The sequence below is a fragment of the Pseudomonas sp. FBF18 genome (assembly GCF_024261405.1).
In the GTDB taxonomy this organism is placed as follows: domain Bacteria; phylum Pseudomonadota; class Gammaproteobacteria; order Pseudomonadales; family Pseudomonadaceae; genus Aquipseudomonas; species Aquipseudomonas palmensis.
Window position 1 is genome coordinate 5,550 of sequence record NZ_QKRS01000031.1, and the last position, 922, is coordinate 6,471.

Genomic DNA, 922 nt, shown 5'->3' on the forward strand with positions numbered 1-922 from the left:
AAGGTAAGATCAATTATTTCCACTACCAAAAGTTCGGCGACCCCGCCTCGGGTACAAAATCCGCATTAACATCGCCCCAAACTACTTATGACTTCAATCTCTACCCCGGCGGAAAGTTTATAGCGACGACCGCCGAGTCCTACCAAGCGCAGCTTGAAGATCCACAAGTTCTTCGATTCAAATTTACAAATAATTCAGATTTTTTTGTCGGGTTGCTCCGCGTATACCCTGAGCCCCCTTATCCCGACTGGGTAATAGCCGAGCTGGAGGACATTCCGGGGGACGAAAGTGATGAAGACGTTCAAAATCAGCGCAAGTTAATAATCGATAGATACAAGCAAATGGGTGGGGGAATGAATACAGGAGCGAATCGGTTTTCAGGGGGGCCACTAAGGCTCTGGGCCATCTACGAAGGTATCCCCTTTGGCGACCCCTCTGAACGGGACGCATGGCTGCTACCTCCAGGAAGTTCAACTAGTGTGGCGGTAATCGAAGGAAGCGTGTGGGCGGTGAGCGAAGTAAAATAGATGACTGACCTTTTCCCCTGGCAGCGCAACGGGGAGCTTGGGTGCTGTACAGACTCAAGTGACCCTAATTCAGCTCTCGCGTCGTCAGCATTTTTAAGTAGTGCATGCGTTGAACAGAGGAGGGTGATTGCCGTTGCAACACCCTCCCTTGTTGAGTGGAGCTGCCATCTGATGTTCGGGTGGCGCAGTAGCAGTGCTTGAGGACCGTTCGCTGGATTGCCTGCGAGCTCGCAAGGTCAGCGGGTTGGGCGCGGGGCTTCTACACGCTCTACACCTGTATGCGCACCCCCCATGAAGCGGGAGCCGGATGCTTGTGCATTATTGCTCAGGCAGCAAGGCTGGATCCGCTCGATGCAACTGGTAAAGTTGACAGTTGTGACAAGCAAAATGACGTC

At 52.6% G+C, this 922-nt stretch carries 1 protein-coding gene; it reads left to right on the forward strand.

Annotated features, from left to right (window positions below; translation table 11 throughout):
- Window positions 1–527: hypothetical protein (locus tag DN387_RS25825; protein ID WP_254506411.1), on the forward strand; the 527-nt coding region annotated here is incomplete at its 5' end.
- Between the last annotated feature and the right edge of the window lie 395 nt (window positions 528–922).